Origin of the sequence: Enterobacter sp. S-33, assembly GCF_028735835.1 — a bacterium.
GTDB classification, from domain to species: domain Bacteria; phylum Pseudomonadota; class Gammaproteobacteria; order Enterobacterales; family Enterobacteriaceae; genus Enterobacter; species Enterobacter vonholyi.
On the sequence record NZ_CP117838.1, the window covers coordinates 3,003,765 to 3,025,632 of the forward strand.

Annotated in this window: 23 protein-coding genes, 2 tRNA genes and 1 other annotated feature; of the genes, 13 read left to right on the top strand and 12 right to left on the bottom strand. The window is 54.6% G+C overall.

Annotated features, from left to right (window positions below):
- Nucleotides 1-88 precede the first annotated feature (88 nt).
- Nucleotides 89-164, bottom strand: a tRNA-Asn gene (locus PUP35_RS14275).
- Nucleotides 165-267: 103 nt separating this feature from the next.
- On the bottom strand, nucleotides 268-1,722 hold the full coding sequence (emmdR, locus tag PUP35_RS14280; RefSeq protein ID WP_303080055.1) for a multidrug efflux MATE transporter EmmdR: 1,455 nt from the start codon (nucleotides 1,720-1,722) through the stop codon (nucleotides 268-270).
- A gap of 161 nt (nucleotides 1,723-1,883) precedes the next feature.
- Between emmdR and PUP35_RS14285 the strand changes: the two genes are divergently transcribed.
- Both PUP35_RS14285 and PUP35_RS14290 read left to right on the top strand, forming a co-directional pair.
- Nucleotides 1,884-1,959 (top strand) — tRNA-Asn (locus PUP35_RS14285).
- A 53-nt stretch (nucleotides 1,960-2,012) separates the two neighbouring features.
- Nucleotides 2,013-2,348 carry a gamma-glutamylcyclotransferase family protein gene (locus tag PUP35_RS14290; protein WP_115875766.1) on the top strand — a complete coding sequence of 112 codons (336 nt, stop codon included), beginning with the start codon at nucleotides 2,013-2,015 and terminating at the stop codon, nucleotides 2,346-2,348.
- A 47-nt stretch (nucleotides 2,349-2,395) separates the two neighbouring features.
- On the opposite strand, the gene PUP35_RS14295 is transcribed toward PUP35_RS14290, so the two are convergent.
- The 4 genes from PUP35_RS14295 to dacD form a co-directional block, all read right to left on the bottom strand.
- Nucleotides 2,396-2,731, bottom strand: coding sequence for a DUF496 family protein (locus PUP35_RS14295; protein WP_008499467.1), 336 nt, complete (start codon nucleotides 2,729-2,731; stop codon nucleotides 2,396-2,398).
- 158 nt (nucleotides 2,732-2,889) lie between these two features.
- Nucleotides 2,890-3,948, bottom strand: coding sequence for an FUSC family protein (locus tag PUP35_RS14300; RefSeq protein ID WP_133294755.1), 1,059 nt, complete (start codon nucleotides 3,946-3,948; stop codon nucleotides 2,890-2,892).
- Between the two features lie 92 nt (nucleotides 3,949-4,040).
- On the bottom strand, nucleotides 4,041-4,514 hold the full coding sequence (gene sbmC / locus PUP35_RS14305; protein ID WP_149367481.1) for a DNA gyrase inhibitor SbmC: 474 nt from the start codon (nucleotides 4,512-4,514) through the stop codon (nucleotides 4,041-4,043).
- Between the two features lie 119 nt (nucleotides 4,515-4,633).
- A complete protein-coding gene (dacD, locus tag PUP35_RS14310) occupies nucleotides 4,634-5,800 on the bottom strand; it encodes a serine-type D-Ala-D-Ala carboxypeptidase DacD (protein WP_274240321.1) in 1,167 nt (388 codons plus the stop codon).
- A 198-nt stretch (nucleotides 5,801-5,998) separates the two neighbouring features.
- Between dacD and sbcB the strand changes: the two genes are divergently transcribed.
- A complete protein-coding gene (gene sbcB / locus PUP35_RS14315; RefSeq protein ID WP_407719099.1) occupies nucleotides 5,999-7,435 on the top strand; it encodes an exodeoxyribonuclease I in 1,437 nt (478 codons plus the stop codon).
- A 122-nt stretch (nucleotides 7,436-7,557) separates the two neighbouring features.
- On the opposite strand, the gene plaP is transcribed toward sbcB, so the two are convergent.
- From plaP to PUP35_RS14330, 4 genes are all read right to left on the bottom strand, one after another.
- On the bottom strand, nucleotides 7,558-8,916 hold the full coding sequence (plaP, locus tag PUP35_RS14320) for a putrescine/proton symporter PlaP (RefSeq protein WP_023312362.1): 1,359 nt from the start codon (nucleotides 8,914-8,916) through the stop codon (nucleotides 7,558-7,560).
- Complete coding sequence (gene yoeI / locus PUP35_RS22030) at nucleotides 8,906-8,968, bottom strand: membrane protein YoeI (protein ID WP_111966150.1); 63 nt, start codon at nucleotides 8,966-8,968, stop codon at nucleotides 8,906-8,908. The genes plaP and yoeI overlap by 11 nt, the downstream gene beginning before the upstream one ends.
- Before the next feature lie 219 nt (nucleotides 8,969-9,187).
- Nucleotides 9,188-10,117, bottom strand: coding sequence for a LysR substrate-binding domain-containing protein (locus PUP35_RS14325; protein WP_115875771.1), 930 nt, complete (start codon nucleotides 10,115-10,117; stop codon nucleotides 9,188-9,190).
- A gap of 41 nt (nucleotides 10,118-10,158) precedes the next feature.
- Entirely contained in the window at nucleotides 10,159-10,983 is an 825-nt protein-coding gene (locus PUP35_RS14330) for an SDR family oxidoreductase (protein ID WP_271369710.1), read from the bottom strand.
- A 175-nt stretch (nucleotides 10,984-11,158) separates the two neighbouring features.
- Here PUP35_RS14330 and hisL point away from each other — a divergent pair, with 175 nt between their 5' ends.
- The 9 genes from hisL to hisIE all read left to right on the top strand — a co-directional run bounded on the left by hisL (nucleotide 11,159) and on the right by hisIE (nucleotide 18,375).
- Complete coding sequence (gene hisL, locus PUP35_RS14335; RefSeq protein WP_001364200.1) at nucleotides 11,159-11,209, top strand: his operon leader peptide; 51 nt, start codon at nucleotides 11,159-11,161, stop codon at nucleotides 11,207-11,209.
- Nucleotides 11,185-11,308: a sequence feature (His leader region), on the top strand. (Overlaps the previous gene by 25 nt.)
- A gap of 45 nt (nucleotides 11,309-11,353) precedes the next feature.
- A complete protein-coding gene (gene hisG, locus PUP35_RS14340) occupies nucleotides 11,354-12,253 on the top strand; it encodes an ATP phosphoribosyltransferase (RefSeq protein WP_000886595.1) in 900 nt (299 codons plus the stop codon).
- A 5-nt stretch (nucleotides 12,254-12,258) separates the two neighbouring features.
- Nucleotides 12,259-13,563: a histidinol dehydrogenase gene (gene hisD / locus PUP35_RS14345; RefSeq protein ID WP_274240322.1), complete on the top strand. Its 1,305-nt coding sequence runs from the start codon at nucleotides 12,259-12,261 to the stop codon at nucleotides 13,561-13,563.
- Nucleotides 13,560-14,621, top strand: a complete 1,062-nt coding sequence (gene hisC, locus PUP35_RS14350; RefSeq protein WP_115875773.1) for a histidinol-phosphate transaminase — start codon at nucleotides 13,560-13,562, stop codon at nucleotides 14,619-14,621. The genes hisD and hisC overlap by 4 nt, the downstream gene beginning before the upstream one ends.
- Nucleotides 14,618-15,685 carry a bifunctional histidinol-phosphatase/imidazoleglycerol-phosphate dehydratase HisB gene (gene hisB / locus PUP35_RS14355; protein WP_271369709.1) on the top strand — a complete coding sequence of 356 codons (1,068 nt, stop codon included), beginning with the start codon at nucleotides 14,618-14,620 and terminating at the stop codon, nucleotides 15,683-15,685. The genes hisC and hisB overlap by 4 nt, the downstream gene beginning before the upstream one ends.
- Nucleotides 15,685-16,275, top strand: coding sequence for an imidazole glycerol phosphate synthase subunit HisH (gene hisH, locus PUP35_RS14360; protein WP_115875775.1), 591 nt, complete (start codon nucleotides 15,685-15,687; stop codon nucleotides 16,273-16,275). The genes hisB and hisH overlap by 1 nt, the downstream gene beginning before the upstream one ends.
- Nucleotides 16,275-17,012, top strand: coding sequence for a 1-(5-phosphoribosyl)-5-[(5-phosphoribosylamino)methylideneamino]imidazole-4-carboxamide isomerase (hisA, locus tag PUP35_RS14365; protein WP_271369708.1), 738 nt, complete (start codon nucleotides 16,275-16,277; stop codon nucleotides 17,010-17,012). The genes hisH and hisA overlap by 1 nt, the downstream gene beginning before the upstream one ends.
- Nucleotides 16,994-17,770, top strand: a complete 777-nt coding sequence (hisF, locus tag PUP35_RS14370; protein ID WP_274240323.1) for an imidazole glycerol phosphate synthase subunit HisF — start codon at nucleotides 16,994-16,996, stop codon at nucleotides 17,768-17,770. The genes hisA and hisF overlap by 19 nt, the downstream gene beginning before the upstream one ends.
- A complete protein-coding gene (hisIE, locus tag PUP35_RS14375; RefSeq protein WP_271369707.1) occupies nucleotides 17,764-18,375 on the top strand; it encodes a bifunctional phosphoribosyl-AMP cyclohydrolase/phosphoribosyl-ATP diphosphatase HisIE in 612 nt (203 codons plus the stop codon). The genes hisF and hisIE overlap by 7 nt, the downstream gene beginning before the upstream one ends.
- A 39-nt stretch (nucleotides 18,376-18,414) precedes the next feature.
- Here hisIE and wzzB read toward each other — a convergent pair whose 3' ends face one another.
- The gene (wzzB, locus tag PUP35_RS14380; RefSeq protein WP_182930939.1) at nucleotides 18,415-19,395 is read right to left on the bottom strand and encodes an LPS O-antigen chain length determinant protein WzzB; all 981 of its coding nucleotides are present in this window, start codon (nucleotides 19,393-19,395) and stop codon (nucleotides 18,415-18,417) included.
- A 192-nt stretch (nucleotides 19,396-19,587) separates the two neighbouring features.
- Between wzzB and PUP35_RS14385 the strand changes: the two genes are divergently transcribed.
- Nucleotides 19,588-20,592, top strand: coding sequence for an NAD-dependent epimerase (locus PUP35_RS14385; protein WP_182930940.1), 1,005 nt, complete (start codon nucleotides 19,588-19,590; stop codon nucleotides 20,590-20,592).
- Nucleotides 20,593-20,640: 48 nt separating this feature from the next.
- Here the strand turns inward: PUP35_RS14385 and ugd are convergent, their stop codons facing one another.
- Entirely contained in the window at nucleotides 20,641-21,807 is a 1,167-nt protein-coding gene (gene ugd / locus PUP35_RS14390; RefSeq protein ID WP_133294762.1) for a UDP-glucose 6-dehydrogenase, read from the bottom strand.
- Between the last annotated feature and the right edge of the window lie 61 nt (nucleotides 21,808-21,868).

The window sequence follows — 21,868 nt, forward strand, 5'->3', positions numbered from 1 at the left end:
TAGGTCGGGTAAGGCGAAGCCGCCACCCGACAATTTTACCCGGCGCAGAAAAGCAAAAAGCCTGCTTCAAAAGCAGGCTTTTTAAATTTGGCTCCTCTGACTGGACTCGAACCAGTGACATACGGATTAACAGTCCGCCGTTCTACCGACTGAACTACAGAGGAATCGTGTGAACGGGGCGCATATTATCGATGCTCCCCCGGGATGTCAAAGGCAGAATGCATATTTCCGATCGTTTGCCGAATTATTCTCCACTTCGCGCAATTGTCAGGCATTTTTCCGCGGATATTTCCACAGCCAGCGCCCGCTGACCATCCGCCAGTAGAACAGCGCCCCACGTACGGCCCAATCGAGGAACATCCCCAGCCAGACGCCGACCACTCCCCATCCGAGCATTACCCCGAGCGTATACCCCGCCACAACGCGACATCCCCACATGCCGAGCATCGAAACCCACATCGCAAAGCGGGCGTCGCGCGCCCCCTTCAGCCCGGCGGGCAATACCCATGAGGCCGCCCAGATGGGCATAAAGGCCGCGTTGAGCCAGATGAGGATCTTAACGACCTCTTTAACGTCGTCTTCGTGGGTATAAAACGAGGCCATCAGCCCGGCAAAGGGCGCAGTTCCCCAGGCGATCAGCGTCAGTCCAATGGTCGACAGCCAGAAAACATGCCGCAGCTGCCGCTCCGCCTGGCCTATCTGCCCTTTCCCGAGCCGTTTACCGGTGATGATGGTCGATGCCGACCCCAGCGCGTTACCCGGCAGGTTAATCAGCGAGGCGATAGAAAAAGCGATAAAGTTACCGGCTATCACGTCGGTGCCCATCCCGGCGACAAACATCTGCGTCAGCAATTTCCCGCCGTTAAACAGCACAGATTCAATGCTTGCGGGAATGCCGATCCCCATCACTTCCCAGATAATGGCGAAATTAAAGGGGCGGAAATAGCTTTTCAGCGTGAGGCGCAGCGAGGGGGTGATCCCCGCCATCAGTACCCCGATGATGGCTGCCGCACCGATATAGCGTGAAATGGTTAAACCCAGTCCGGCACCGACGAAGCCCAGCCCGTCCCACGAGAACACGCCGTAGATCAGCACGCTGCTGATAATGATATTGAGGATATTCATCCCGCCGTTGATCAGTAGCGGAATTTTGGTGTTGCCCGCCCCGCGCAGCGCGCCGCTGCCAATAAGGGCAATGGCCGCTGCCGGATAGCTTATGACGGTCATCTCCAGGTAGGTCAGCGCCAGGTCTTTAACCTCGTTCGTGGCCTCCCCGGCGACAAAATCGATAATCTCTTTACCAAAATAGTGGATCACCGCCGCCAGGACGACCGAAAAAATGGTCATGATCATCAGCGACTGGCGGGCCGCCTCGCGTGCACGTTTGGGATCCAGCTTGCCGAGGCTAAAGGCCACCACCACCGTCGTCCCGAGGTCTATGGCGGCAAAGAACGAGATCACCACCATGTTAAAGCTGTCCGCCAGCCCAACCCCAGCCATCGCCTCTTTACCCAGCCAGCTCACCAGAAAGGTGCTCAGAACCCCCATCAGCAGAACGCAGGTATTTTCCAGGAAGATAGGCACAGCAAGAGGGGTGATTTCACGCCAGAACAGGACACGATAGCTTTTACGTTTTGCATACCATGGCGTGCGCGTTATCGCCTGGCGTAAGGAGGCAGTGACGTTCAAAATGGACCTTAGCGAGAAAAGTTGAAACTCCATTTCAAATGATGGGGGACAAATGCTAATCCTGCAAAGTATTTTCCAGAAAAAGATGTATGGATTTACAACAAACTGACGACAGAATCAGCAATCGGTCGATTTTCCCTAAGATCAGGTTTGACAAAACTTTTTTCGCCGCTAAGATAAGCCTCCACAACGATTCCTCTGTAGTTCAGTCGGTAGAACGGCGGACTGTTAATCCGTATGTCACTGGTTCGAGTCCAGTCAGAGGAGCCAAATTTAAAAAGCCTGCTTTTAAAGCAGGCTTTTTGCTTTGCGGATGAGGGAAAATGAACGCTCTGTTTGTCTACGGCACGCTGCGCCCGGGCCACTCTAATGCGCATATTCTTGAGAACATCGGCGGCGAATGGCTGGCCGGTTCCGTATCCGGCACGTTTTACGAACGCGGCTGGGGTGCTGCGGCGGACTTCCCGGGGATCGTGCTCCACCCTGATGGTCCCCGCGTCGAAGGCTATCTGTTTATCTCTGATAACCTTGCCGCACACTGGCAAATGCTGGATGAATTTGAAGACGGCTATGACCGGATTGAGGTCGCAGTGACCACCTCTGAAGGCAAGCAGGTTCAGGCCTGGATTTATCAGCTGCAGCCGCGTTCTGAGTCATAAAAAAAAGCTCTCTGTCACCAGAGAGCCTTTTTCACAATCCGCTGCGATTACTCGCTTTTTGCTTCGCCGTTTTTGATTTCGCCCATCACTTTCAGCTTCTTGGAGATGTCGCGACGCTCTTTGGACAGCTCTGCGTTTTTGATGATGTAGTCATCAACGCGGTCTTCATAGTCGCTCTTCATGCTGGCGATGATGCCCTGGATAGCTTCAACGCTCATGCCTGGCTTGATGTAGTCGCTCAGGTTGTCGAGCAGCAGAACACGTTTCTGGTTGTCACGGATCTTCTTCTCAACGTCCTGGATTTCACGCTGCAGTTTGTTTTTGCGGCGGAACAGGCGGACGAATTCCAGAACATCCTGGAACGAAGGCTTGGTAGTTTCCATTTTTACACCCCTGATAATGTGAGAGTCGGATTCGTTAAGGCAACCGTTGTAACAATAACCTTACTGACAGCGGCTGCGAATGACAATGAGTATATCGTTTAAAGCTATCATAACCCCAATTGCTGCTGAATCGAAGCAGCAGCCGTCACATACGCCTTTTATTTGCGCAGCGCCCGGCAAATAAGGTGCGATAACAGCTCAAGCTGCCGCGCCAGTTCCATGCTCAGCCAGACGTAGCCATGAATAGGCGTTTCCGCCACGTTATCGCTCTGGCGTTCATTGATTAACTGCTTCAGCTCCGCGACGATCTCATTCAGTCGCTCGCTGTTGGCCAGTATCGGCTGCGGGTTGCCTTCATAAAGCGCATGGGCGATGGTCAACAGCGTTTGCTGCGTCATCTGCTGAGTCTCTTTGAGGGTCTGCGCATTAAGCATCAACAGATGGCTGGGACGCGAAGCCCAGTGGGCGTTGATTTGCAATTCAAGCATGCAGACCAGGTTGCGGCTTACCGTCTGGATAGCTTCGAAAATCGATTTTTGAATGCGGGTTTCTTTGCTGGCGGGCGTGATCAGGCCGCGCATTTTAACCACGTCGTTAAGGATGGTTTGCAGGTGCTTTTCCAGCCGCGGGCGCTCGACCAGATTAGGGGAAAAACCGGCCTGATAAACGCGGTTAAAGGCGGTAACGTAGTTAGCCATCTGAATACGCCAGTGCAGAAAAGCGCGCTGCGGCCAGATACCGGTAAAAAGCATGGCCAGCAGTGACCCCAGGATGACATCCCCGCTTCGCCACAGCGCCGTGGTCATATCCCCGGCGGGCGCCCCGACAACCACCGCGAGAGTAATACCAATCAGCAGCGCCTGATAGGGCTTTTTGCCCAACGCCAGCCAGCCGCAGAGGAACATAGCGGCACCGCACCATGCCAGCATCACCGGAAATGAGATGAGCTCCAGCTTCAGCGCAATAAGACCCAGGGCCGAGCCAAGAACAGTCCCGCCAATTCGTTCAAAGGCGCGCGGGACCACGTTCCCCCAAAACGAGATGGGCCCCATCACCACCACCAGCGTGATCAGCGGCCACGTCCCTTCCGGAACGTCCAGCAAACGGACCAGTACAAACGTCAATACGAAAGCCAGCGCGATGCGACACCCGTGCACAACGCGGTAATGTTTATACAACCGAATTTCAAAAGGAGTTAATGATTTGTCGGGACGCACACCCGCTCTCCAGCTACACGGCAAACCACAATTGTACTGTGTTTTCAGCCGGGCGGATCGATCCCGGCTGAAAAACCCTTCATTTAGCAGGCTTAAACCGTTTTATGCTCGACGGCGATATACATTTCGATATCCCAGTAACCGTCCGCATTGCCGTCATTGAGATAGCGTTCGAAGCAGGGCTTTAGCGCCATCTGGTATTTATTGTCCTGCAGCAGGGAATTGAAGAACTGATACCAGGGCGTGGCGAAGTCGTAGTTTTCCACGCGAGCCGTCGCCACGGCATAGTCCCCGGCCGCGATTTCCGTCATCATGACGCCTTCGCTGTTTTCCGGAATAACGAAATCGTCCGGTACGGTAACGGCCGTATCACAGCGCAGTTTTTCTGCCGGGACTTCATCCGGGTTATCGTAATAGACCGCCACCCACTCCAGCGGCTCAATGTGACGCCCGTCAACCCACATGACCAGCTGTTCAAAGCCCTGCTTTACCGTGTGTTCCCACGGGCCGACCAAATGAAAACCGGCAATCTTACGTTTCTGTTGCTGCTTAATGCTGTAGTCCATGCTGCCTCCATTTATTACTGTATATTTATACACTATAAAGCTGGATTATCATTATCAGCAAACGAGGAGTGTTTATTATGTGAGCAGACTCGCAACCCTGCCAGTCTGCTCATCTACCGTTAGAGCGTGTGATGCAGGTAATCGCTCAGTCGAGAGAACAGGCCGCCTTTGTCAACGGCTTCCAGCGTTACCAGCGGCCAGTGGGCTACCACTTTATCGCGGTCATAGAGCTGGATTTCCCCGACCCGCTGATGCGCGGCAATCGGCGCTTCCAGCTCTTTTTTATCCAGCACGTATTTGGCTTTGATGTTCGGTACCTCCGCTTTCGGCAAGGCCAGCCAGAAGTCCTGGTCGGTTCCCAGTTTCACCTGTTCCTTGTCGCCGTACCAGATGCGCTCCGTCCCCACTTTTTTTCCGCTATGCAGGATCTGCACCGTATCGAAATTCTGCTGTCCCCAGTGCAGCAGTTTTCGGGCCTGGTCCTCACGCCCTTTCGGGCTGTCCGCCCCCATCACCACAGCGATTAAACGGCGCTCGCCGTCTACGGCAGACGCAATCAGGTTAAAGCCAGCCCCCGAGGTATGCCCCGTTTTAAGGCCGTCCACGTTCATGGTTTTATCCCACAGCAGGCCGTTACGGTTTTGCTGGGTGATCCCGTTCCAGGTCAGGCTCTTTTCGCTGTACATATGGTAAAACTCAGGCTCGCCGTGGATGATGGCCCGGGAGAGTACGGCCAGGTCATAGGCGGAGCTGTGCTGGCCCGGCGCGTCCAGCCCGTGTACGGTTTCAAAATGCGTATCGCGCAGGTTCAGCTTCTGCACGTAGTCGTTCATCATTTTCACGAACTGCGGCTGCCCGCCCGCCACGTGATCGGCCAGCGCCACGCAGGCGTCGTTGCCGGAATCGACTATCAGGCCGCGGCTCAGATCGCGCACGGAGACGCGATCGCCCTCTTTCAGGAACATCAGCGACGAGCCGTCAAAAACCGGGTTACCTTTTGCCCACGCGTCACGCCCTACGGTGACAATGTCGTCCGGCGTAATGCGGTGGCTATCAATGGCCCGATCCACCACATAGCCCGTCATCAGCTTGGTCAGGCTCGCCGGATTACGTTGTTGATGTTCGTTGCCCGCCGTTAAAATCTGACCAGTCGTGTAATCCATCAGCACCCAGGAGCCAGCCTGAATGGCCGGAGGCTGCGGCGAAAAATCCAGTGGTTCGGCCGCAAAAGCAGATGAGACACTCGAAGCGAGTAAAGAAACAGCAATAAACAGACGGCGTTTCAACGGTATATCCTCAGGTCAGTAAAAATCGATGACCTTTTTACGGGAGTTCTGATGTCGTTACCTGGCTTAATTGCAAAAAAATGTGACAGAACGCAGATTTTTCTCTGAAGCTGGCGCGCAAATTTGCCACGCGGCGGTGCTTTTTATTCGGTCTGACCCGCGCGATCGTTTACCATAGTGACGTCATTTTTTAACAGGATGGTATTACTGGTGTCTGACTCTGCCGCTCGCCCGACTTTTTTGTTCCACGACTACGAAACTTTTGGCACTCACCCGGCGCTGGACCGACCGGCGCAGTTTGCCGCCATCCGTACCGACGACGAATTCAACATTATTGGCAAGCCCGAGGTCTTTTACTGCAAGCCTGCGGATGACTACCTGCCGCAGCCCGGCGCGGTCATGGTTACCGGCATCACCCCTCAGGAAGCGCGGGAGAAAGGCGTTAACGAGGCAGAGTTCGCCCGACGCATTCACGATCTGTTTACCGTTCCCAATACCTGCGTGGTTGGTTACAACAACATCCGCTTCGATGACGAAGTGACGCGCAATATCTTTTATCGCAACTTCTACGATCCCTATGCCTGGAGCTGGCAGAACCGCAATTCACGCTGGGATTTGCTCGACATCATGCGCGCCTGCTACGCCCTGCGTCCTGAAGGCATTAACTGGCCGGAAAATGAGGAAGGGCTGACCAGCTTCCGGCTGGAACACCTGACGCGCGCCAACGGTATCGAGCACAGCAACGCCCACGACGCGATGGCGGACGTCTATGCCACCATTGCCATGGCGAAGCTGGTGAAAAGCGCACAGCCCCGGCTGTTTGAGTATCTGCTAAGCCATCGCAGCAAGCAGAAGCTTATGACCCTTATCGACGTACCGCAGATGAAGCCGCTGGTGCATATTTCCGGCATGTTTGGTGCATGGCGCGGCAATACCAGCTGGGTTGCCCCGCTGGCGTGGCATCCGGACAACCGTAATGCGGTCATCATGGTGGACCTGGCGGGCGATATTTCACCACTGCTGGAGCTCGACAGCGATACCCTGCGCGAACGTTTGTACACGCCGAAAAATGAACTCGGCGATCTGCCCGCGGTGCCGGTCAAACTGGTGCATATCAATAAATGTCCGGTCCTGGCGCAGGCGAACACGCTGCGCCCGGAAGATGCTGACAGGCTGGGCATCAACCGCCAGCACTGCCTCGATAACCTGAAAGTGCTGCGCGAAAACCCGCAGGTGCGCGAGAAAGTGGTTGCTATCTTTGCCGAGGCGGAGCCATTCGTGCCGTCTGAAAACGTGGATGCCCAGCTCTATAATGGTTTCTTCAGCGATGCCGATCGCGCGGCCATGAATATCGTTCTGCAAACCGAGCCGCGTAACTTACCGGCGCTTGATATCACCTTCGCCGATAAGCGCATCGAAAAGCTGATGTTTAATTACCGCGCGCGTAATTACCCGGGAACCCTGGATGAAGCAGAGCAGGAACGCTGGCTGCAGCACCGTCGCAACGTATTTACCCCAGAGTATCTGCACAGCTACGCTCAGGAGCTGGAAATGCTTTATGGCCAGTATGAAGGGAATGCTGAGAAACAGGCACTGTTGAAATCCCTGTTCCAGTACGCGCAAGAGATAGTCTGAAAGTCAGAAATAAAAAAACCGGAGGCGATGGTCTCCGGTTTTTTTTGCCCTGCGGCGCTGCGCTTACGCGGGCTTACGGGTTATGTAGGTCGGGTAAGGCGTAACCGCCACCCGACACAGTCTTACGCGACGTCTTCGTACTGCGGAACCGGGTTACGGAAGCTCTTCGTAACGCAGGCCAGGTAAATCAGGCCGATACCCGCCCAAATCAGGCCAAGCACCATCGAGCTCTCTTCCAGGTTAACCCACAGCGCGCCCACGGTCAGGGCACCACACATCGGCAGGAACAGATATTGGAAGTGATCTTTCAGCGTTTTGTTACGCTTTTCACGGATCCAGAACTGAGAGATAACCGACAGGTTAACAAAGGTAAACGCCACCAGCGCACCAAAGTTAATCAGCGCCGTTGCCATCACCAGGTCAAAGTTAATTGCCAGAAGCGCAATCGCACCGACCAGGATGATGTTCATCGCCGGGGTACGCCAGGTTGGATGCACGTAGCCGAAGAAACTTTTCGGGAATACGCCATCGCGGCCCATTACGTACATCAGACGCGCAACGCCTGCATGCGCGGCCATACCGGATGCCAGTACGGTGATGGTGGAGAAGATCAGCGCGCCAACCTGGAACGCTTTACCCGCCACATACAGCATGATTTCTGGCTGAGACGCATCCGGATCCTTGAAGCGAGAGATATCCGGGAAGTACAGCTGCAGGAAATAGGTCGAGAAAATAAAGATCAGACCGCCAATCAGCGCCGTCAGGAAGATGGCACGCGGGATCACGCGCTCTGCATCCTTCGTTTCCTCGGACAGGTTGCTGATCCCGTCAAAACCGGTAAAGGAGAAGCACAGAATGGTTGCCCCGGTAATCATCGGGATCACATGCGCATCACCAGACCAGAACGGTTTGCTGCTCGCCAGCGTACCAGCGCCTTCGCCGTGGAACACGCCATAGATCACCATGCCAAGAATAACGGCAATCAGGACAACCTGAAGCACAACGATAACGGAGTTAAAGTTGGCAACAGACTTAATGCTGCGCAGGTTAAAGGCCGTCATAAAGGCCACCAGCGCCACGACGAACATCCAGGATGGAATCGATGGCACCAGCGCTTCAAAATAGATTTTTGCCAGCAGAATGTTGATCATCGGCGCGAACAGGTAGTCGAGCAGCGAAGACCAGCCCACCATAAAGCCAACCGTCGGGCTGATGGATTTCTGTGCATAGGTGTAGGCGGAACCGGCAGACGGATAGCGGCGAACCAGCTTACCGTAGCTCAGCGCGGTAAAGAGGATCGCAATCAGCGCGAAGCCGTAAGCCGTCGGCACATGACCGTCTGTGAGGCCTGATACGATACCGAATGTATCGAACAGCGTCATCGGTTGCATATAGGCCAGGCCCATCATAACAACCGGAATCAACGTAAGCGTTTTACGTAATTCCACGCGAGAGGTGTTTGGAGTTGCGTTATGCGACATAGTTATTCTCCTTTAAGGTGATAACCGCCACGTAAGCGAAAAATTGCCCCATTTGTTTCTTCCTCAGCGACAACAACTGTCGGATTTTAGTAAATATCTATCCGGTACGAAGCCCGGCCTCTTGGTTTTTAGTTTCGTTTCGTACATGCAAAAAAAAATAACCGACGCCTTTTATATCGTCGATTATTCATTTGGTTGCAGCGGCGGCATTTTGCCCCACATCGGATACAAAAGGCAATACTTTGCAACGCAGCGGGTAATTTTCTTTTTGCTAACTGGCTGATTTCTCGACGCTGCCCTGAGCATAAACAGCGGCGATAGCACTATTTGCTAAAATTTCGTCGCGCCACCAGGCACTGGCCAGCCCGGCGGTCTGTTCATTCCAGCCCACCCACACCGACTCATGGCTGTTTTGAGCAAGTACCTGTTTTTCAACAAGCGCACCGCTGTCAATAAACCGCTGCGCCAGATAGCGGGGCAAATAGCCGCAGCCCAGGCCGCTTATTTGCAGCTCCAGCTTGGTTTTAAAGTCGAAAACGGTGATGGCCTCCTGCTCATCAAGCAGCTGTGAGGAGGCCGAACATTCCGGACGAGAGCTGTCCCCCACCACAATCGCGCGGTAGCCTTTAATCACGCGGCGGTTAAGCGGCTCAGGCTCCTGAGCCAGGGGATGATGGGGCGCCACGGCAAATACCTGCTCCAGCACGCCCAGCCGGGCAAAACCAAAATCGCTCAGCTGGGGAGGCTCATGGAGTGCACCGACAAAAATATCCGCCCTGCCCTGGGTTAAAGCATCCCAGGAGCCACCCAGCACGCCATTTATAAAGATAAGACGGGTCACGCTGTGATGTTGATAAAAAGCTTCAATCAGCGGCGTCAGGAGAGAAAATGGAAAGGTATCATCCACGCCAATAACCAGCTCGTTTTCCCATCCCTGATGGAGCTTAACAGCCTGTTTTTCCAGCTCGCGAACGGTATGCAGAACTTCGCGGCCTTTTTCCAGCAGCATCTGTCCGGTTCGGGTAAAACGTGCGCGGTGCCCGGAGCGATCGAGGATCTGAATATTGAGATCGCTTTCCAGTTTTTGAACGGTATAGCTCAACGCAGACGGGGTTTTGTAGAGCTTTGCCGACGCAGCGGCAAAGCTCCCCTCTTTTTCCAGTGCATCCAGAATAATAAGAACATCCAGCAGCGGTTTCATGCTCGCCCCCTTCTGGTGTGCGATCGTCTCCGCTGCTGGTCTTATTCCATGGGCATCACCAGCGGATCGGGATACTGATACTCAAACCCCAGCTCATGACAAATGCGATTGCCATCAACAATTTTGCCTTTGCTGTCATCTTTTGCCTCACTAAAGACCGGCGGAGCCAGGCCAAGCTGACGTGCCATCAGCGGGTAAAAGGTGCTGCGCGCTGGATGAGACGGTGCACATATATTATAGATGTGTCCGCCTTTCGGAGCCTGTAAGAGTAACTCAATCGCGCCAATAACATCCTCAAGATGGACAAGATTCACGCCGTGCTGGCCGTCTGGCGCCGTCTTTCCGGCAAAAAAGCGTCCCGGATGGCGTCCAGGCCCCACCAATCCCGCCAGACGAAGGATATCAACCTGCGTGCCGGGAAGATTATGCAGCCAGTCTTCCAGCTCTTTCAGGACCTGACCGCTCGCCGTAACGGGACGGCGCTCGGAGCTCTCTTTTACCACACCTTCAGCATCGCCATAGACCGACGTCGAGCTGGTGAAAACAATGCGCGGTACGTGATGCGCCAGCGCGCTGTCGACAATCTCCTGCATCGCCTGCAGATAAAATGATTCGCCCGGTCCGCTGCGCCGCGCGGGTAGCGTAATCACCAGCGCATCCACGTTCATCAGCGTGTCCAGATCGTCCGCATCACACACCAGCTCCGGCTCCAGACGCAGTTCAACGCCATCAATACCGCACATGCGCGCCGCTTCGACCCCATCTCGGGTGGTCTTGCTCCCGGTCACCTGCCAGCCTTTCGCGGCTAATGACATCGCCAGCGGCATTCCCAGCCATCCTAAACCGACAATCGCGACCTTTTTCATGCGAATTCTCCTGACTCTCACTCGTCTTTCATAAGGCTACGCCAGCCCGGCAGAACACACAATTCATAGCATCAATATGAAATGAATTAATGATCAAAAAAAGCCCTTGCAATATGTCGTACAACTGGTTTAGGTTAAAAGACATCAAATGAATAAGCATTCATCGAGAATTTATATGACACGCGTTCAATTTAAACACCACCATCATCACCATCATCCTGACTAGTCTTTCAGGCGATGTGTGCTGGAAGACGTTTGGATCTTCCAGTGGTGCATGAACGCATGAAAAAGCCCCCGGAAGATCTTCTTCCGGGGGCTTTTTTTTGGACCAAATTCAGACAGGTTAAAACAGGTTAACGAGGAATAAAGAATGTTAGATAACTCACGTTTACGCATAGCTATTCAAAAATCAGGCCGTTTGAGTGACGATTCACGCGAACTGCTGGCCCGCTGCGGGATTAAAATTAACCTGCACACCCAGCGCCTGATTGCTCTGGCTGAAAACATGCCCATCGACATTCTGCGCGTGCGTGATGACGATATTCCCGGCCTGGTCATGGATGGCGTCGTTGACCTCGGCATCATCGGGGAAAACGTGCTGGAAGAAGAGCTGCTGACCCGCCGCGCGCAGGGCGAAGATCCGCGTTACTTCACCCTGCGTCGTCTGGACTTCGGCGGCTGCCGCCTGTCGCTGGCAACGCCGGTTGATGAAGCCTGGGACGGTCCGGCCGCGCTGAACGGCAAACGTATTGCCACCTCCTACCCTCACCTGTTAAAGCGTTATCTGGATCAGAAAGGCGTGCAGTTTAAATCCTGCCTGCTGAACGGCTCCGTTGAAGTGGCGCCGCGTGCGGGTCTGGCGGACGCCATCTGTGACCTGGTCTCTACCGGCGCGACGCTGGAAGCGAACGGCCTGCGCGAAGTGGAAGTGATCTACCGCTCCAAAGCGTGCCTGATTCAGCGCGACGGGGAGATGGCGGATGCCAAGCAGCAGCTGATTGACAAGCTGCTGACCCGCATTCAGGGCGTCATTCAGGCGCGTGAATCCAAATACATCATGATGCACGCCCCAACCGAGCGCCTGGATGAAGTGATTGCCCTGCTGCCGGGCGCCGAGCGCCCAACCATCCTGCCGCTGGCGGGCGATCAGCAGCGCGTGGCGATGCACATGGTGAGCAGCGAAACCCTGTTCTGGGAAACCATGGAAAAACTGAAGGCGCTGGGCGCAAGCTCCATCCTGGTGCTGCCGATTGAGAAGATGATGGAGTAATGGCCATGAGCTTTAACACAATCATCGACTGGAATACCTGTAGCGACGCACGGCAGCGCGAACTCCTGATGCGCCCGGCGATTTCCGCCTCTGAAAGCATCTCGCGCACCGTGGCTGAGATCCTGGATAACGTCAAAGCCCGTGGCGATGACGCGCTGCGTGAATACAGCGCGAAGTTTGATAAGACGGAAGTCGGCGCATTACAGGTTACCGAGCAGGAAATCATTGATGCCAGCAATCGTCTGGGTGACGACATCAAGCAGGCAATGGCTGTTGCGGTGAAAAACATTGATACCTTCCACACCGCGCAGAAGCTGCAGACCGTAGATGTCGAAACCCTGCCCGGCGTGCGTTGCCAGCAGGTAACGCGCCCGGTTGCGTCCGTCGGCCTCTATATTCCCGGCGGCTCTGCGCCGCTTTTCTCCACCGTACTGATGCTGGCGACTCCCGCGCGGATTGCCGGCTGTCAGAAAGTGGTGCTGTGCTCGCCGCCACCGATTGCCGACGAGATCCTCTACGCGGCGAAGCTGTGCGGCGTGCAGGCGGTCTATAAAGTGGGTGGCGCGCAGGCGATTTCTGCCCTGGCGTTCGGCACGGAATCCATTCCGAAGGTCGACAAAATCTTTGGTCCGGGCAATGCGTATGTGACCGAAGCTAAGCGCCAGGTCAGCCAGCGTCTGGACGGCGCGGCCATCGATATGCCTGCCGGCCCGTCTGAGGTGCTGGTGATTGCCGACAGCGGCGCAACGCCGGATTTCGTGGCATCCGACCTGCTTTCACAGGCGGAACACGGCCCGGACTCGCAGGTCATCCTGCTGACGCCGGACGCCAATATGGCAAAACGCGTGGGCGAAGCCGTTGAGCGTCAGCTTGCCGACCTGCCTCGCGCCGAAACGGCACGCCAGGCGTTAGCGGCCAGCCGCCTGATTGTGGCGCGCGATCTGGAGCAGTGTATTGCCATCTCCAACCAGTACGGTCCGGAGCACCTGATCATTCAGACCCGCAACGCGCGCGATCTGGTCGACAGCATTACCAGCGCGGGCTCGGTGTTCCTCGGCGACTGGTCACCGGAGTCAGCGGGCGATTACGCCTCCGGCACCAACCACGTGCTGCCCACGTACGGCTACACCTCAACCTGTTCCAGCCTCGGCCTGGCGGATTTCCAGAAGCGCATGACCGTGCAGGAACTCTCCCGCGAAGGGTTTGCCTCACTGGCCTCGACCATTGAAACCCTGGCTGCCGCCGAGCGCCTGACCGCCCACAAAAATGCCGTTACGCTGCGCGTTGCAGCCCTGAAGGAGCAAGCATGAACATTGAAGAATTAGCCCGCGAAAATGTCCGTCGCCTGACGCCTTACCAGTCTGCGCGTCGTCTGGGCGGCAAAGGGGATGTCTGGCTGAATGCTAACGAATTCCCGACTGCGGTGCAGTTTGAGCTGTCGCAGCAAACGCTGAACCGTTATCCGGAGTGTCAGCCGAAGGCGGTAATCGAAAACTACGCGCAGTATGCTGGCGTGAAGCCAGATCAGGTGCTGGTCAGCCGCGGCGCGGATGAGGGTATTGAGCTGCTGATCCGCGCGTTCTGCGAGCCGGGCAAAGACGCCGTCATGTACTGCCAGCCGACCTACGGCATGTACAGCGTCAGCGCGGAAACCTTCGGCGTGGCGTGCCGCAACGTGCTCTCACTGGAGAACTGGCAGCTGGATCTGCAGGGCATTGCCGACAATCTTGAGGGCGTTAAAGTCGTCTTTGTCTGCAGTCCAAACAACCCGACCGGGCAGATTATTAACCCGCAGGATATCCGCACCCTGCTGGAGATGACGCGCGGTAAAGCGCTGGTGGTGGCCGACGAAGCCTATATCGAGTTCTGCCCGCAGGCGACGCTGGCTGGCTGGCTGGAAGAGTATCCGCACCTGGTGGTGCTGCGTACGCTGTCGAAGGCTTTCGCCCTTGCGGGCCTGCGCTGCGGCTTTACGCTGGCGAATAAAGAGGTCATCGACCTGCTGCTGAAGGTGATCGCTCCGTACCCCCTCTCGACGCCGGTAGCCGATATTGCGGCACAGGCGCTGACGCCTCAGGGGATCAACGCGATGCGCGAGCGCGTGGCGCAAATCCTGGAGGAACGTCAGTATCTGGTGACTGCCCTGAAGGATATCCCGTGCGTGGAGCAGGTGTTCGACTCGGAAACCAACTACATCCTGGTACGCTTCACCGCATCGAGTGCCGTATTTAAATCTTTATGGGATCAGGGCATTATCTTACGAGACCAGAATAAACAACCTTCTCTGAGCGGGTGCCTGCGCATTACCGTCGGCACCCGCGCAGAGAGCCAGCGCGTAATTGACGCCCTGAAAGCGGAGAAAGTATGACCCAGAAGATCCTTTTTATCGATCGTGACGGCACCCTTATTTCGGAGCCACCAGCCGATTTTCAGGTCGATCGATTCGACAAGCTGGCCTTTGAACCGGACGTGATCCCGGTGCTGCTCAAGCTGCAAAAAGCCGGATACAGGCTGGTGATGATCACCAATCAGGACGGTCTGGGTACCGACAGCTTCCCGCAGGCAGACTTTGACGGCCCGCATAATTTAATGATGCAGGTGCTGACCTCTCAGGGCGTGGTATTTGATGAGGTGCTGATTTGCCCGCACATGCCGGCCGACGAGTGCGACTGCCGTAAGCCAAAGGTGAAGCTGGTTGAGCGCTACCTGGCTGAAGATGCGCTGGATAAAACCAACAGCTATGTTATCGGCGATCGCATCACCGATATTACGCTGGCGGAAAACATGGGCATCGCGGGACTGCGATACGACCGCAACAACCTGAACTGGACGATGATTGGCGAGCAGCTGACAAAACGCGACCGCTACTCGCACGTTGAACGTAACACTAAAGAGACGCAGATTGATGTGAAGATCTGGCTGGACCGCGAAGGCGGCAGCAAGATCCACACTGGAGTAGGTTTCTTCGACCACATGCTCGACCAGATTGCCACCCACGGCGGTTTCCGCATGGAAATTACGGTAAAAGGCGATCTCTACATTGACGATCACCACACCGTGGAAGATACCGGCCTGGCGCTGGGTGAAGCACTGAAGCTTGCGCTCGGTGATAAACGCGGCATCAACCGTTTTGGCTTTGTCCTGCCGATGGACGAGTGTCTGGCGCGCTGCGCCATGGACATCTCCGGTCGCCCGCACCTGGAATATAAAGCAGACTTCAATTACCAGCGCGTGGGCGATCTGAGCACTGAAATGGTGGAGCACTTCTTCCGTTCATTGTCTTATACCATGGGCCTGACGCTGCACCTGAAGACCAAAGGTAAGAACGACCACCACCGCGTTGAGAGTCTCTTCAAAGCCTTTGGTCGTACCCTGCGCCAGGCAATTCGCGTGGAAGGTGACGCCCTGCCCTCATCAAAAGGAGTGCTGTAATGAATGTGGTGATTCTGGATACCGGATGCGCCAACCTTAACTCCGTAAAATCGGCCATTGCGCGCCACGGCTACGAGCCGGCGGTGAGCCGTGACCCGGACGTGGTGCTGCGTGCCGACAAACTCTTTTTACCGGGCGTAGGTACCGCGCAGGCTGCAATGGATCAGATTCGCGAACGCGATCTGATCGATCTGATCAAGGCCTGTACCCAGCCGGTGCTGGGCATATGCCTGGGCATGCAGATCCTGGGCCGCCGCAGCGAAGAGAATAACGGCGTTGACCTGCTGGGCATTATTGACGAAGACGTGCCGAAAATGACTGATCACGGTCTGCCTCTGCCTCATATGGGCTGGAACCGCGTGTACGCCAAAGCGGGCGACAGGCTGTTTCGCGGCATCGAAGACGGCGCGTATTTTTACTTCGTGCACAGCTACGCCATGCCGGTGAACGTGAATACGATCGCCCAGTGCACTTACGGCGAGGCGTTTACGGCAGCCGTACAGAAAGACAATTTCTTCGGCGTGCAGTTTCACCCGGAGCGCTCTGGCGCCGCGGGCGCGCAGCTGCTGAAAAACTTCCTGGAGATGTGATGATTATTCCCGCGTTAGATTTAATTGACGGTACGGTTGTCCGTCTGCATCAGGGTGATTACGGGCAGCAGCGAGACTACGGAAACGATCCGCTGCCGCGTCTGCAGGATTATGCCGCCCAGGGTGCGCAGGTACTGCATCTTGTGGATTTGACTGGCGCGAAAGACCCGGCGAAACGCCAGATCCCGCTGCTTAAACAACTTATTGCGGGTGTTGATGTGCCGGTACAGGTTGGCGGCGGCGTGCGTACGGAAGATGACGTCGCGGCGCTGCTGGACGCTGGCGTGGCCCGCGTGGTGGTAGGTTCAACCGCCGTTAAAGATCCTGAGACGGTGAAGGGCTGGTTCCGCCGCTTTGGCGCCGACGCCCTTGTACTGGCGCTGGACGTGCGTATTGACGAACAGGACAACAAGCAGGTGGCCGTCAGCGGCTGGCAGGAAAACTCCGGCGTGACGCTGGAAGAGCTGGTTGATATCTATCTGCCCGTTGGCCTGAAGCACGTGTTATGCACTGACATCTCCCGCGACGGCACGCTGGCTGGCTCCAACGTCTCGCTTTATGAAGAGGTTTGTGCGCGTTATCCGCAGATAGCGTTCCAGTCTTCCGGCGGTATCGGTGATATAGGCGACGTAGCCGCGCTGCGCGGTACCGGTGTGCAGGGTGTGATTGTGGGCCGGGCTCTGCTGGAAGGTAAATTTACTGTGACGGAGGCTATTCAATGCTGGCAAAACGGATAATCCCTTGCCTGGACGTACGTGACGGCCAGGTCGTGAAAGGCGTGCAGTTCCGCAACCACGAGATCATTGGCGACATCGTTCCGCTGGCAAAACGCTATGCTGATGAAGGCGCAGACGAGCTGGTGTTCTACGATATTACCGCGTCCAGCGATGGCCGCGTGGTCGACAAAAGCTGGGTGGAACGCGTGGCGGAAGTGATCGACATTCCGTTCTGCGTGGCGGGCGGAATTAAGTCCGCTGACGACGCCGCCAAAATTCTCTCGTTTGGCGCCGACAAGATTTCCATCAACTCCCCTGCCCTGGCCGACCCGGAGCTCATTACCCGCCTCGCCGATCGTTTTGGCGTTCAGTGTATTGTGGTCGGGATCGACACCTGGTATGACGCCGCAACGGGCAAGTATCACGTCAACCAGTACACGGGGCATGAAAGCCGCACGCGCGTGACGCAGTGGGAAACGCTCGACTGGGTGCAGGAAGTGCAAAAGCGTGGCGCTGGCGAGATTGTCCTCAACATGATGAATCAGGATGGCGTGCGTAACGGGTATGACCTCGAACAGCTGAAAAAAGTTCGTGAGGTCTGCCACGTTCCGCTGATTGCCTCCGGCGGCGCGGGCACCATGGAACATTTCCTGGAAGCCTTCCGCGATGCGAACGTGGACGGCGCGCTGGCCGCTTCCGTGTTCCACAAGCAGATTATTAATATTGGTGAGTTAAAAACGTACCTGGCCGACCAGGGCGTGGAGATCAGGGTATGTTAACAGAGCAACAACAGGCGCAGCTGGACTGGGAAAAAACGGACGGATTACTGCCGGTGGTTGTCCAGCATGCCGTCTCAGGCGAAGTGCTGATGCTGGGGTATATGAACCAGGACGCGCTGGCGAAAACGCTCGGCAGCGGCAAAGTGACCTTCTACTCCCGCACGAAACAGCGCCTGTGGACCAAAGGCGAGACCTCGGGTCATTTCCTGAATGCAGTGAGCATTACGCCAGACTGCGATAACGACACCCTGCTGGTGCTGGCAAACCCAATCGGCCCAACCTGCCATAAGGGCACAAGCAGCTGCTTCGGCGAGGCGAGCCACCAGTGGTTGTTCCTGTATCAACTGGAACAGCTGCTGGCAGAGCGTAAAACGGCTGACCCTGAAAGTTCGTATACCGCGAAGCTGTACGCCAGCGGAACCAAGCGTATTGCGCAGAAGGTGGGTGAAGAAGGCGTGGAAACCGCGCTGGCCGCGACGGTGCATGACCGCGAGGAGCTGACGAATGAAGCATCGGACCTGATGTATCACCTGCTGGTGCTGCTGCAGGATCAGGAGCTGGATTTGACGGCGGTGATTGAAAATCTTCGCAAACGGCACAAATAAAAAAACCGGGGAATATCCCCGGTTTTTTTTATCTGCAAATCAGGCTTTTGGTTTGTAGTTGCGCAATGCGTTGCGGCCAAGCACCACTCCAGAACCAATTATTCCACCCAGCAGCACGGCCAGAATTAGAACTATCGCATTTTTCGGGCTGTCACGACGTACAGGGAGTTCCGGCTTCATAACATAACGGTAAACGTGGATCGTTTCCGGGTTTACGTTCAGATTCTGGATGTCCAGTAGATTTCGCCTGGTCTGATAATAGGCTCTTGGGAAGACCAACGGGAGAGAAGCTTCGTTGTCAATCATTGATTTCAGCCCCTCACTTCCCAGCAGGAACATCGTTTCCTGAGTCACTTCCTGGGTTTGCTGAAGCTGCGGCGAGGTAATTTTTGCCGCTTCTGCGTTCTTCAACGCCTCAGCAATCTGTTTTATACGCAGATCTTTTTGCTCCTGAGCTACCCTCTCTTGGTTTTTCAGAGAATCCTTCAGGGTCTTGATCTGCTCCTTAATATTGTCATTAAGGTCAGCGGCGAGCTCTTTAGCTGTTTGCTCATCAACCTGCTGAATGAACTGCGCCAGCTGCTTTTGCGCAGCGTCTGCAGAAGTACTGGTATAAGAGACACTTAACGGGAGCGGCTGCCCTTTAACCGTTGACTCAATGATAAGTTTTTCAGGCACAGCCTGATTTTCGAGCGCCTGTGACAATGCCGAGAATGAGGCGTTAAAACGGCCAATTGCGCGCGTTTGGTTGTCAACCATTGTAGGTGCTGCGGTACCATACAGGATATTTAACGCATTAGAATAGCTGGCAATCTGAGCCGCATCTGGTTGCGTAATAATCGCACTTGAGGTCCATTTTTCCTTTGCGACAGAGATATATCCAATTGCCAGGGCGATACAAACAACAACAAAGGCTGCTATCACCCACTTCCCACGCCACAGCTGGAACACTAAATCAAGTAAATCAATTTGCTCAGGATCATTGCTTCGGATGACCTGGCTATTATTGTTTTGCGTCATACAATCCCTAACTGATAAAAAAAGGGCAAACATAATTAAGTTTGTATAGTTTAACGATTACTGGCGATTTTTCTATAAGAATCCGATGAGTAATATCGGAAAGATGGGTTATGTAAACAACCCCCTTCGCGCTATCATAGATGCCATGTGATGCGTTACGGCATCTAAAGAATAGGGTTTATGAGGGAAGCTATGAAATTTTTGGTCACGGGTGCCGCAGGTTTTATCGGTGCGAATGTCAGTAAACGCCTCCTTGAGGCTGGTCATCAGGTTGTCGGTATCGATAACCTCAATGAATACTACGATGTCAACCTGAAGCTGGCACGCCTGGAACTGTTAAAATCTGAGCGTTTCACCTTTCACAAGCTGGAATTAGCCGACCGGGAAGGTATGGCCACGCTTTTCGCGGCTGAGAAGTTTGACCGTGTGATTCATCTTGCCGCGCAGGCGGGTGTGCGTTACTCCCTGGAAAACCCGCACGCGTATGCTGATGCCAACCTTATTGGGCATCTCAACGTGCTGGAAGGCTGTCGCCATAACAATGTTCAGCATCTTCTGTATGCCTCGTCGAGCTCCGTATACGGTCTCAACCGCAAGATGCCTTTCTCCACTGACGACTCCGTGGATCATCCGGTCTCGCTCTATGCCGCGACTAAAAAAGCCAACGAGTTGATGTCGCACACCTATTCGCATCTTTACAACTTGCCGACCACCGGGCTGCGCTTCTTTACCGTGTATGGTCCATGGGGCCGTCCGGATATGGCACTGTTTAAATTCACCAAAGCGATGATTGAAGGCAAAAGCATCGACGTTTACAACTACGGCAAAATGAAGCGCGACTTCACATACATCGACGACATCGCCGAAGCCATTATTCGTCTGCAGGATGTCATTCCTCAGGCTAATGCAGACTGGACCGTTGAGACCGGTTCCCCGGCGACCAGCTCCGCGCCGTATCGCGTTTACAACATTGGTAACAGCTCGCCGGTCGAACTTATGGACTACATTACCGCGTTGGAAGAAGCACTGGGTACAAAAGCAGAGAAAAACATGCTGCCTCTCCAGCCAGGGGATGTTCTGGAGACCAGTGCCGATACCCAGGCTCTTTATGAGGTGATCGGATTTAAACCGCAAACCTCGGTTAAGGATGGAGTGAAAAACTTCGTTAACTGGTACCGCGAGTTTTACAAAGTCTGAAAATAAAAAACCCGGCTTATCCGCCGGGTTTTTTATGGAGCAAGAGAATTAGTCGCTACCGAAGAGATCTCGGGTATAGACTTTGTCCGCTACGTCAGCCAGTTCTTCAGCCATGCGGTTTGAAATGATGACATCGGCTTCTTTCTTGAATGCATCCAGGTCGCGGATCACACGAGAATTGAAGAACTGATCGTCCGGCATGGCAGGCTCATAGATGATAACCTCAACCCCTTTGGCTTTAATGCGCTTCATGATCCCCTGAATAGAAGAGGCGCGGAAATTATCGGAACCGCTCTTCATGATCAGACGATATACGCCCACCACTTTGGGTTGACGCGCGAGGATGGAGTCAGAGATGAAATCTTTACGGGTACGGTTCGCATCAACAATCGCCGAAATGAGATTATTCGGCACCGCCTGATAGTTTGCCAGCAGTTGCTTAGTGTCTTTTGGCAGGCAATAGCCACCGTAGCCAAATGACGGGTTGTTATAGTGGTTGCCAATGCGTGGGTCGAGACATACCCCTTCAATAATCTGACGGGTATTCAGTCCGAGGCTCTCTGCGTAGCTGTCCAGTTCATTGAAATAAGCCACTCGCATTGCCAGATAGGTATTCGCGAAGAGCTTGATCGCCTCAGCTTCAGTGGAGTCGGTAAACAGCACCTGAATATCTTTCTTCAGCGCCCCTTCCTGTAGCAACGCAGCAAAACGTTCAGCGCGCTCAGAACGTTCGCCAATAACGATACGCGAAGGATGCAGGTTATCGTAAAGCGCTCTCCCCTCACGCAGGAATTCCGGCGAGAAGAAGATATTATCAATACCGAATTTTTCTTTAATGGATTTGGTAAAACCGACAGGGATGGTCGATTTAATCACCATCACCGCATCAGGGTTGATCGCGATAACGTCTTTGATTACCGCTTCTACCGTTGAGGTGTTGAAATAGTTGGTTTTAGGATCGTAGTCAGTAGGCGTCGCAATGATGACGTAATCCGCATCGCGGTATGCATCTTCTTTATCTGTCGTGGCGCGGAAATTCAGCGATTTATTGCTGAGATAGTCCTGGATTTCTTTATCCACAATCGGCGATTTTTTCTGATTGAGCATATCCACTTTGGCCTGCACGATATCCAGCGCAACCACTTCATGATTCTGGGCAATCAGAATGCCGTTAGAAAGACCGACATACCCTGTTCCGGAGATTGTTATTTTCATTCGCTAATGACTTCTGTGAGTTAACTGTACTGATGGCCACCAGACCATCGCGATAAACATA

Coding starts and splice junctions, on each gene's coding strand:
- emmdR (WP_303080055.1), bottom strand. CDS start 1,722: ATGGAGTTTCAACTTTTCTCGCTAAGGTCCATTTTGAACGTCACTGCC.
- PUP35_RS14290 (WP_115875766.1), top strand. CDS start 2,013: ATGAACGCTCTGTTTGTCTACGGCACGCTGCGCCCGGGCCACTCTAAT.
- PUP35_RS14295 (WP_008499467.1), bottom strand. CDS start 2,731: ATGGAAACTACCAAGCCTTCGTTCCAGGATGTTCTGGAATTCGTCCGC.
- sbmC (WP_149367481.1), bottom strand. CDS start 4,514: ATGGACTACAGCATTAAGCAGCAACAGAAACGTAAGATTGCCGGTTTT.
- sbcB (WP_407719099.1), top strand. CDS start 5,999: ATGGTATTACTGGTGTCTGACTCTGCCGCTCGCCCGACTTTTTTGTTC.
- plaP (WP_023312362.1), bottom strand. CDS start 8,916: ATGTCGCATAACGCAACTCCAAACACCTCTCGCGTGGAATTACGTAAA.
- PUP35_RS14325 (WP_115875771.1), bottom strand. CDS start 10,117: ATGAAACCGCTGCTGGATGTTCTTATTATTCTGGATGCACTGGAAAAA.
- PUP35_RS14330 (WP_271369710.1), bottom strand. CDS start 10,983: ATGAAAAAGGTCGCGATTGTCGGTTTAGGATGGCTGGGAATGCCGCTG.
- hisG (WP_000886595.1), top strand. CDS start 11,354: ATGTTAGATAACTCACGTTTACGCATAGCTATTCAAAAATCAGGCCGT.
- hisD (WP_274240322.1), top strand. CDS start 12,259: ATGAGCTTTAACACAATCATCGACTGGAATACCTGTAGCGACGCACGG.
- hisC (WP_115875773.1), top strand. CDS start 13,560: ATGAACATTGAAGAATTAGCCCGCGAAAATGTCCGTCGCCTGACGCCT.
- hisB (WP_271369709.1), top strand. CDS start 14,618: ATGACCCAGAAGATCCTTTTTATCGATCGTGACGGCACCCTTATTTCG.
- hisH (WP_115875775.1), top strand. CDS start 15,685: ATGAATGTGGTGATTCTGGATACCGGATGCGCCAACCTTAACTCCGTA.
- hisA (WP_271369708.1), top strand. CDS start 16,275: ATGATTATTCCCGCGTTAGATTTAATTGACGGTACGGTTGTCCGTCTG.
- hisF (WP_274240323.1), top strand. CDS start 16,994: ATGCTGGCAAAACGGATAATCCCTTGCCTGGACGTACGTGACGGCCAG.
- hisIE (WP_271369707.1), top strand. CDS start 17,764: ATGTTAACAGAGCAACAACAGGCGCAGCTGGACTGGGAAAAAACGGAC.
- wzzB (WP_182930939.1), bottom strand. CDS start 19,395: ATGACGCAAAACAATAATAGCCAGGTCATCCGAAGCAATGATCCTGAG.
- PUP35_RS14385 (WP_182930940.1), top strand. CDS start 19,588: ATGAAATTTTTGGTCACGGGTGCCGCAGGTTTTATCGGTGCGAATGTC.
- ugd (WP_133294762.1), bottom strand. CDS start 21,807: ATGAAAATAACAATCTCCGGAACAGGGTATGTCGGTCTTTCTAACGGC.